Origin of the sequence: Cetobacterium somerae ATCC BAA-474, assembly GCF_000479045.1 — a bacterium.
GTDB classification, from domain to species: domain Bacteria; phylum Fusobacteriota; class Fusobacteriia; order Fusobacteriales; family Fusobacteriaceae; genus Cetobacterium_A; species Cetobacterium_A somerae.
Map to the genome: position 1 here is coordinate 1 of NZ_KI518225.1, position 10,096 is coordinate 10,096.

General features: G+C 27.5%; 9 protein-coding genes and 1 pseudogene. 2 read left to right on the forward strand and 8 right to left on the reverse strand.

All coding sequences use genetic code 11. From position 1 onward, the window contains the following. The first annotated feature begins 65 nt into the window (after nucleotides 1-65). A complete protein-coding gene (locus tag HMPREF0202_RS14470) occupies nucleotides 66-278 on the forward strand; it encodes a hypothetical protein (RefSeq protein ID WP_023051465.1) in 213 nt (70 codons plus the stop codon). A gap of 97 nt (nucleotides 279-375) precedes the next feature. Beyond that, nucleotides 376-1,098, forward strand: coding sequence for an MBL fold metallo-hydrolase (locus HMPREF0202_RS14475; RefSeq protein ID WP_023051466.1), 723 nt, complete (start codon nucleotides 376-378; stop codon nucleotides 1,096-1,098). A gap of 38 nt (nucleotides 1,099-1,136) precedes the next feature. Here the strand turns inward: HMPREF0202_RS14475 and HMPREF0202_RS14480 are convergent, their stop codons facing one another. From HMPREF0202_RS14480 to HMPREF0202_RS14510, 8 genes and pseudogenes are all read right to left on the reverse strand, one after another. Continuing rightward, complete coding sequence (locus HMPREF0202_RS14480; protein ID WP_023051467.1) at nucleotides 1,137-2,747, reverse strand: AbgT family transporter; 1,611 nt, start codon at nucleotides 2,745-2,747, stop codon at nucleotides 1,137-1,139. 233 nt (nucleotides 2,748-2,980) lie between these two features. Continuing rightward, the gene (locus HMPREF0202_RS14485; RefSeq protein ID WP_023051468.1) at nucleotides 2,981-4,678 is read right to left on the reverse strand and encodes a flavocytochrome c; all 1,698 of its coding nucleotides are present in this window, start codon (nucleotides 4,676-4,678) and stop codon (nucleotides 2,981-2,983) included. Between the two features lie 136 nt (nucleotides 4,679-4,814). Beyond that, entirely contained in the window at nucleotides 4,815-5,420 is a 606-nt protein-coding gene (locus HMPREF0202_RS15680; RefSeq protein WP_040407763.1) for a copper homeostasis protein CutC, read from the reverse strand. A 30-nt stretch (nucleotides 5,421-5,450) separates the two neighbouring features. After that, nucleotides 5,451-5,855 (reverse strand): annotated as a pseudogene (locus tag HMPREF0202_RS15685) (MOSC domain-containing protein); the annotation flags it as partial. Between the two features lies 1 nt (nucleotide 5,856). Beyond that, complete coding sequence (moaA, locus tag HMPREF0202_RS14495; RefSeq protein WP_023051470.1) at nucleotides 5,857-6,837, reverse strand: GTP 3',8-cyclase MoaA; 981 nt, start codon at nucleotides 6,835-6,837, stop codon at nucleotides 5,857-5,859. Nucleotides 6,838-6,865: 28 nt separating this feature from the next. Then, on the reverse strand, nucleotides 6,866-7,828 hold the full coding sequence (locus HMPREF0202_RS14500; RefSeq protein ID WP_023051471.1) for an aromatic acid exporter family protein: 963 nt from the start codon (nucleotides 7,826-7,828) through the stop codon (nucleotides 6,866-6,868). Between the two features lie 11 nt (nucleotides 7,829-7,839). After that, nucleotides 7,840-8,757 (reverse strand): glutaminase A, encoded by a 918-nt coding sequence (glsA, locus tag HMPREF0202_RS14505; RefSeq protein ID WP_040407759.1) that lies wholly within the window; start codon nucleotides 8,755-8,757, stop codon nucleotides 7,840-7,842. 77 nt (nucleotides 8,758-8,834) lie between these two features. Continuing rightward, nucleotides 8,835-10,096 (reverse strand): helix-turn-helix domain-containing protein (locus HMPREF0202_RS14510; RefSeq protein ID WP_023051473.1); only part of this gene is annotated, 1,262 nt, incomplete at its 5' end.

The window sequence follows — 10,096 nt, forward strand, 5'->3', positions numbered from 1 at the left end:
ATTCAATAATATTTAAATAAAGAATATGTTATAATAAAATTAAAAAAATAGTTAGGAGTTAGATAATGAAAAAATTAGTATTATTTATAGCAATATTATCACTGGTTGGTTGTATGAAAAAAGAAGTTAAATTTGGAGATGAAAATTTAGAATTAAAAGGAACTAAATTATATTATAAGGATAAGTTATTTACAGGTTTTATTACCCAAGAAGTACCTTTTACTGATAAAGTTATAAAAGTAGAGTATGTAAATGGAGTTATAAAAACAGAAAAATAAAAAAGATATCTTAAGGGTATCTTTTTTTTATTTAAAAGGAATACTTATATATTTTTAGAAAAAATACATAAGTAAATTTTGGGAGGATGAGAGTATTATGGAGTTTAAATTTAAATTTTTAGGTAAAACTTGTTGGTTTTTAGAAGTTGACAAAAAATTTAAAATCGGTTGTAATCCATCATTTATTTTAAAAAAAAATAGTGATGTTAAATTAGTTTCTCCTATGGATGATTCTTTTAAAAATATAAAGCTTTGGTTAATTACAGAGTGTAATCCTGATTCTTTTGACGAAGAAGGAGTTAAGGTTATAGAAGATGAAGCTAAGATTGTTTCAAGGAAAGAGTGTGGAAAATATTTACGAGATAAAAAAAATGCAAATATCTATTTTGTAGATTGGTTTAAAAAAATAGACCTAGAGATAAAAGGTTATAAAATAGTAGTTGAGGTTATCCCAACATATAAAGGAGGAGGTTTTTTATCAAATCCAATATTAGGAAAAGCAAATGGGTATCTTGTAACTATAGTTGATAGACTTGGTAAAATAAAAAGAATTTATGTTACAGGAGAAACAATTTATCAAGAGAATATAATAAAAACATTGATATATTATCCTATAGATATTATGATTGCAAATATAGGACATATAAAAAATAGTTATTTCAGTGGGGAAAAAAGTATGGATTTGGTTATGCTAAATAGCTTTATAAGAACATTGAATCCTACTGAAGTGATAACTATCTTTTCAAAAGGTGAAAGTTCTAGAAAAGAAATGAAAAAATATATAGAATTAATTGAAGTTGGAGAAGAAAAAGATATATAAAAAAGGATGAAGAAAAAATTCTTCATCCTTTTATTTTTTTACATAAACATGCTAACTCCAGGTCCAATAGGTAATCCTAAGTAAGTCCATGCAATAAACATAATTGACCATCCAATTAAGAATACTAATGAATATGGAAGCATCATTGCAATGATAGTTCCAATTCCCATAGATCCTTCTTTTTCCTCATATTTAGATGCAAATCCAACTATGATAGGGAAATATGACATTAGAGGAGAAATTATATTAGTAGTTGAATCTCCAATTCTATATGCTAATTGAGTATACTCAGGAGTTAATCCTAATTCAACGAACATAGGTATGAAAACAGGAGAAAGCATTAACCACTTAGAAGAAGCTCCACCAATAAATAGGTTAACAAATGCAGTTAAGAATATTAATCCTACAGCTGCCCAAATTCCAGATATTCCAAGATCTTTTAAAACATCAGCTAATTTAACAGCAATAACAATTCCTATATTTGATTTAGAGAAAACGTATACGAATTGAGCAGAAACAAAGATAATAACTAAAACTTGTCCACAAGAAGCCATTGCTTTAGTCATTGACTTAATAACATCTTTGTGTGACTTTACAGTTTTTGCTGCAACACCATAAGCAAGTCCAGGAATAAAGAATGCTAACATAAGAATGTAAACAATAGAATCACTAAAGAAAGGTTTTAAAATTTCCATAGTTCCAGGTTCTCTATTATTTTCAGCTATAAACTTTGTAATTTCTTCAGGAGTTAATCTGAAAATAGCATTTTCAGGAATAACCATAAGTAAAACTACAATAATAAATCCGATTGTCGCTAATCCAGCAGCTCTTAATCCTTTTTTCTCTTCAGGACTAATTTGGTCGTTTAAGTTAATATCAACTTTAGGACCATTATAGTCTCCTAATCTAGGTTCAACAACTTTATCTGTTATCCAAGCTCCAACAGCTGTTATAAAGAAAGTAGAAGCAAACATAAAGAAGAAGTTTGCAGTTGGAGTAACAGAATATCCAGGTAAAACAATTTGTGCTGCAGATGTTGTAATTCCACCAAGTAATGGGTCAGTAGTACCGATTAAAAGGTTAGCAGAGAATCCACCAGAAACTCCAGCGAAAGCAGCTGCAATACCAGCAAGTGGATGTCTTCCAAAAGATAAGAAGATTACTGCTCCAAGGGGAATTAAAACAACGTACCCAGCATCTGATGCAATATTTGACATAACTCCAGCAAAAACAACAATAGCTGAAACTAGTTGTTTAGGAGTTGAAATAACAATTTTTTTAATTATAGAGTTAAGTAATCCAGTTCCCTCAGCTAAACCAACTCCAAGCATAGCAACAACAATTGACCCCAGTGCCGCATGTCCTGTAAAGTTTTTAACTGTTGAACCGAAAATTCCTCTAATACCGCTTCTAGTTAAAAGGTTTTGAACATAAGTTGTTTTTTCAATAACTTGTCCAGTAGTTCTTGAGATTTCTTTATAGTTTACAGAAACACCAGTGTAAGAAAGTATCATAGAAAATATAATAGTTATCACAAAGAAACCAAAGAACATGGCAACTGGATGAGGTAACTTATTTCCTGTAACTTCAACAAAGTTTAAGAATCTCTCAAAAAAGCTCATTTTTTTTGTTGCAGATTTTGTAGACATTTTTTCCTCCCTAATAATAAAGTGAATTTGTGGAATAAGTGCAAAAATTGAAAATATTTTTTCACAATTTCCATTTATGAAATATATCGAGTCTATTGATGTGGTATAGACTCAACTGATTTTATCATAATTTGTTCTATAAAGCAATACAAAAATCAAAAAAAACAAATAAAAAACGCATTTAATAAATCATTAAATGCGTTTTACAAACTTATAGTTTTTAAAATAAACAATTATTTGGAAAAAGAACTTGCATTTTCTCCAGCAATTTTACCAAAAACAGTTATATCAACAACGGCATTTCCACCTAATCTATTAGAACCATGTATTCCACCAGTAACTTCACCAGCAGCATAAAGGCCTTTTATAGGCTTTCCATTAGATAAAACTTCAGTGTTTTCATTTATTTTGATTCCTCCCATAGTATGATGAACGGCAGGAGCAACTTCTACACTATAAAAAGGACCTTGTGATAATGAAGTTGGTAAACTTTGTCTATTAAATTCAGAATCAACACCAGTTTTTACACTTTCATTATATTTTGAGAAAGTTTTCTCTAACTCTTTAGAAGGAATATCTAAATTTTTAGCGAGTTCTTCAATTGTATTTCCTTTAGTTAAATATCCTTTTTTATCATAACTATCTATAGCTTTTAAACTCTTTTTAACATTTTCATCAAACATAAGGTATGCACTTCCACCTTTTTGATTAAGTTCTGCTTTAGAAACAACGTCTCTAGTATCTAACTCATTAATAAATCTTTTTCCATCTCTATTAACAAGAATAGCTCCATTACCTCTAACAGCTTCAGTAATCATAACACTATTAGTAGGGATAACTGTTGGATGTGTTTGAATTTGTTCCATATCAACTAAATCAACATTAAGTGGCTTAGTCATAATTATTCCGTCACCAGTAGCACCTTTGTGATTAGTAGTTCCAAATCCTTTTAGAGAAGCAACATTTTCAACAATTAAATCTGAGTTAGCTCCAAAACCACCAGTGGCAATAACAACAGCTTTAGAGTTTATATTATATTTTTGTCCATTTGGAGCTTTAACGATAATTCCTTTAACAGCTTCACCATCGTAAATAATAGATTCAGCAAAAGTTGATAATCTAATATCAACACCTGATTCTTTTGCAGTTTTAGAAAGAGCTGCAATCATATTTGGTCCAACAGGAGCTCCGCCAGTAGGTCTATGTGTTCTATCTACACTTTGTCCTCCCATTCTTCCAAGATCAGTTAAATCAGCACCTTTTTCTATTAGCCAATCTACAATTTCAGCAGAAGAATTAGCCATTTTTTCAACTAAAGTTTTATTATTAGTATTCTTTCCACCTTTCATAGTATCATCTATAAAAATTTCAACAGAATCTTTAATACCTTTATTTTTTTGAATAGAAGTTTCAGCGGCATTAAGTCCACCAGTGGCATAATTTGTATTTCCTCCAAGAATAGCTGCTTTTTCAACTAATATAACATTTGAACCCTTATCTTTAGCAGCAATAGCAGCAGAAAGTCCTGCTCCACCTCCACCAATAATAACAACATCTGTTGTAACATCGTTATAAACAATAACTTTTTTTTCTTTTGGAGTTAAATTTGCTTTAGATTCTTTAATAGCTCTATCTACAGCTCTTTTTAGCCCAACACTAGTAGAAGTAGCCCCTGCAACGTTATCTACTTTAACAGATTGAGTTTCAATAATATCAGCGATGATAGAATTCATACCATCTTTTGTAAAATCACTTTCTTTTTCTTCTAAAATATTGATATTTTTGATTTCATTATTTACAATATCAACTTTTACTTTAATATCACCATTGTATCCTTTAGCAGAAGAAATAAATTCTTTTCCTTGAGCTAAAGTTGTCATTAAAAGTAAAGAAGTAAAAAAACTCATATACTTTTTGTTAAAAAATTTCATAAATATAACCCTCCCTTAATTCATGTATGTAATAATACTAATATACAACTTTAATAGTTTAAAATAAAAGTGAATAAAAATCAAGATAAATATAATAAAAAATGACGGAAAGTACAAATTCCGTCATTTTTTTATTCTAAACTATTTTTTTACCATGATATTCTGTGCTTGGAATTAATTTATTGATTTGTTGAAAATTATCAGATGTAACTCCACCACACACGATAATTTTTATTTTATCTTGAGCAATTTTAATAAATTTATTTAAAAGTTCAGCTCCTTCAAAAGCAGTAGCTTTTTTACCAGATGTTAAAATTCGATCTATTCCAACTTCTGCTAGTGTCAATATTTCATTTTCTGGATTTTCGATTTCGTCAATGGCCTTGTGAAAAGTTATGCTCATAGGCTTTGCAAGTTCAACAAGCTCTTTTAAAAGAGGATAATCAATTTTATTATCTTTTGTTAAAACTCCAAAAACAACTCCAAGTACACCAAGCTCTTTACAAACCTTAATATCTTCTTTCATAATTTCAATTTCAGCTTGAGAATAGCAGAAATCTCCACCTCTAGGTCTAATCATTACAAAAGCAGGAATAGCAAGTTCTCTAACTTTTTTAATAGTTCCATAAGATGGAGTTGTTCCACCTTCAAATAGATTTTCGCAAAGTTCAACTCTATTTGCGCCTTTATTTATAGCAATAATAGCTTCAGAATATGAGCCAACGCAAGCTTCTAGTGTTATCGGAGATTTGATTATTTTAATTTCATCGTTTGGAAAAATAATTCCTCCTTTTAATACCTTTGCAAAAACACCCTCACGAGGCATTATACAATCCCCAACTCTATGATATATTTTACAGTGGTGATGGCATTGTTTTCCTTTTTGAGTTATTTCAAGAAGAGCTGTACCAATTTGTAATATACTACCAACGGCAAGATTTTTTAAGTCTATACCTTGGATTATTAGATTTTCTCCAAAAGCTCCAAAATCAACATTTCCACCCTTATTATTGAAATCATCGATTTTTTCAAGTTCTAATAAACTAATTTGTCTATGCCAATTTCCTCCATGAGCATCTTTTTCTAATCCAAAGTTTTTAATTAAAACTCCACTTTCAACAACAACTTTTTCAGTCCCCTTATTTTCACTTATACAAATTGCTATAACTTTTCCCATGTTATCCTCCTATTTTGTTCATGCCCTTTAATTCTATATCATTAATATTTTCACTATTATCCATGTGATGTTCTTTTGGCTTTTTATTGTAGATAGCTTTTTCAATAATCATTGCTAAAGTTTCTACAGAAGTCTCATCTTTTAAATAAGGCATTAAATCAATTCCTTTGTTATAATGTAAACATAGTTTCAAAAAGCCATTAGAGGTTACTCTAACTCGATTACAACTATCGCAGAATCTATTCGAAAGAGGACTAATAAAACCGATCTCTCCCATAAACCCGGAAACTTTATAATAAGAAGCTGGTCCGTCAGTAGAGAGGTTTGAATTTTTTTCTAACAAATAATGTTTTTTTATAAGATTTAAAATATCTGAATTTTTAACAGAAGTAAATTTTTTACCTTCTCCAATTGGCATTATTTCAATAAAACGCACACCAATATCTAAATCTTTGGTTAAATTGACAAAGTCTAAAATTTCATTATCATTGATACCTTCCATAATAACAACATTTAAACGTATTTTTTCAAAATTTTTTAAAGTTGCTTCTTTAATAGTTTTAAAAACTTTATCAAAATTACCACCACGAGTAATTTCATTATATTTTTTAGCGTTTAAACTATCTAAACTTATATTAATTCTATTTAATCCATTTTTCTTGAATAAATCTAAATTTTCTAAAAGTTGAAATCCATTTGTAGTAATAGCAATTTTTTCGATTCCTTCAATATGATTTATTTTTTCTAAAATTTCATTAAAATCCTTTCTAACTAAAGGTTCGCCACCTGTTATTCTAACTTTTTTTATACCAATTAAAGAAAAAGCTTTAACAATTTTTTCTATTTCATTACTATTTAGTAAATCACAATTGTTATAAAAGTTTGTATCTTTTTCAGGAAGACAATATTTGCACCTTAAGTTACAATGATCTGTAATAGATAATCTTAAGTAGTTTATTTGTCGTTTATTTTTATCTAACATGGACACTCCTTTATAATAAGTTTACAAATTAATTTTCATAATCTTTTTTGAATTCGATTTTAGCATTAAGAAACTCTTCCATTTCCTGTAAAAGTTGAAATAAAGTAGCTCTATTTTCAAATTCAGCTCTAGTTTTGGGCAGAGGAAAATTTGAGAATAGTTCTTTTAATTCTTTATGCTCTTCAATTAACGGAGTAGTTTTTTTATTAACTTCAACATTTTCTGAAACTTTAGCTATAAATTCAGCAATGATAAGACTATATTCGTGAGTAATGTATAATCTTTTAAAACACGTTCTCATCCTAGTTAAAATTCTATACTGTCTTCTTCTCATAGAAAAAAAGTTTAAATTTTCATTACATTTATCAAAGAGAGTGTTATCGTAATCTAATAAAGAGAACTTTCGTCCCTCTTCTATTGTAGCTTTTAATGATTTGAAGTTTTTATCTTCATTAACAGAGACACAACTACATTTTAAACTTTCAGAAATATCTGAAAGAATTTGTTTTAAAATTAAATCAACTTTCATTTTGATTAAATCTATTGTTTTGGAGTTAGTGGGCATATAAAGATTTAAAATATTTCCAACAGATAGTCCTAAAATTAAAACATAAAATTCATTGAGTAAAAAATCAAGAGAAATTGATTTTTCGCTTAGAATATGTGTTGCTAGAACAGTAGTAACTAAGAATCCTTGAACAATTCTAAATTTAATACATAATGGCATAAAAAGAAGTATAAAAATTCCTAATGTAATATAGTGATATCCTAAAAATGATGATAACAGTATAAAAAGTGACATTCCTAGAATAACTGCGAAGAAACGTTCAATTGTAATTTTTATACTATCACTTTTAGTTGCCTGAATAGAAATAATAGCAATAATACTCGCAGTAAGACCATACTTTATTCCAAAATAATCTGCAAGATAATACGATAAAAAAGAAGCTAAAGCTGTTTTTATAACTTTATGATCAAAATACTTAAACATAATAACTCCTTTTAATTAAAAATACTAAATTTAAAATTTTCTGCAATCTCTTCAAGAACAGCAATGCCACCAATAGAGTTTCCTTTTAAATCCAGAGAAGGGCCAAAAACACCAATACCCATTTTTCCAGGAATTACAGATAAGATTCCACCACCTACACCAGATTTTGAAGGAATACCAACTTTTATTGCAAATTCACCAGAACCATCATACATTCCACAAGTCATCATTAGTGTTTTAGCAATAGTAGCGATATGTTCGCTAACGACTCTATCTCCATTTTCTAGAACTCCTCCTCTAGCTAAAAATAATCCAATCTTAGCTAAATCGATAGCAGTAACTTCAATAGAACATTGTTTAAAATAAACATCTAAAACATCTTCAACATCACCAGATATAAGACCTTCACCTTTTAGAAAATAAGCCATAGAACGGTTTTTATTTCCAGTTTCTTTTTCACCTTTATAAATATCTTCGTTAACTTTTAAATTATTATTTCCAGATATTAATTTAATAAAATTAAGGACTCTTTCAAACTTTTCAGCACTACTTTTTCCTTTAATCATAGAACATACTTCAATAGCACCTGCATTAATCATAGGATTAAATGGTTTTCTCATTCTACCAGTTTCTAATTTTCTAATAGAATTAAAAGCATCACCACTAGGTTCCATACCTACTTTAGAAAAAACATATTTTTCTCCTTGGTCAAGTAAGGCTAACATTAAAGTTAAAGGTTTTGAAATACTTTGAAGAGTAAATTTTACATCAGCATCACCAGCTATAACAATCTCTCCAGATGTATCAATTATACATATACCTAAATGATTTTTATTAGCGGTTGATAAACCAGGAATATAATCAGCTACTTTTCCTAATTCACACATATATTTATTTCTATTAATAACACCTTCTAAAAAACTTTTCATAAGCATCCTCCATAATTATGTAATTCTTACTTAGATTATATATAAAAAAAAGAAAAATATCAAAATAAATAATAATCTCACTTGAGTTCTTTATATTTTTTTCTAAATTGTAATGGTGTGTATAGAAATTTATTTTTAAAATTTAGAGAAAATTTACTAGAATTTGAAAAATTTAATTTAGATGCAATTTCTGTTACAGATAGTTTAGTTTCTATAAGAAGAGTTGATGCATACTCGAGCTTTTTATTTATAATGTACTTAGAGGGGCAAATATTGTAATTTTTTTTAAAAAGTTGAATTAAAATATTTTTATTAAAACCAAATATACTTTGTAGTTGACTTATTGATAAATTAGGATTCTCCAAATTATTATCAATAAATTTTGTTATTTTTAAAATATTACTTTCAGAAAGCACTTTAAAATTTAAACTATTCTTTTCTTCTAAAAGCTCTAAAATTATTTTAGTTAGAAAATTTAAAATAAGAATTTGATTATTTTTTAAAGTGTTTAAGTTTTCAAATAAAAAAGAGGAATTTTTTTCAATTTTCCAAGGTAATTTTTTCATAGAGTAATTAATTTCTTTAATATTAAAGTCTTTAAGAAACTTATCTTTAATGTGTATTGTAAGATAGTTAATATCATTTGTTAAAACTTTGTATTGTCCTAAAGAGATTCCATTAGTTACAAGAGCTTCGTTTTCATTTAAAATAATTGTATCTTTTTTAAAACCAATTTGTCCGAGTTCACAAAATCTAATAGTTAAACCAAAGCTAGAAAATAATGATGGGTTAAACTCTTGAAAAAAATTTTTTTTAATTAAAATAATATCACAATATTTATCAGAATATATTTCATAAAATTCTTTATCAGAAGAAAAATATTCTAGTTTCTCTTGAAACATCTCTTTATTAAAATCATAAACATTAGATATTAAAGATGTATTTTTAACTAAAAAATCAATAACTGAATAAGTATATTTATTAGTTTTTTTAATAGCCTCTATACTTTGAAATGAGTCTAAGGAATAGATAGATCTATTTCGATAGTACTCTAAAGCTAACTTAAAATTTTTTTCTTTAGTTTTATTTGTTATAAAAATTGAAGATTCTGTTTTATTTAAAATATCAAATATATCAAAGTGTTTATTTAAAGCTTTTTCATGGAAAAAAGTTATTATTTCTAGTTGGTCTTCTAAAATAAATTCTTGGACACTTTCTATAAAAAATTTGTATAGATTAAGAATCTTTAAGTACTCATAAAAAAGGATTTTATTATTATTTTTTATTAAATCTTCTAATTTGTAGATAATATTTTGATTCATTAGCTCACTTCCTAAAT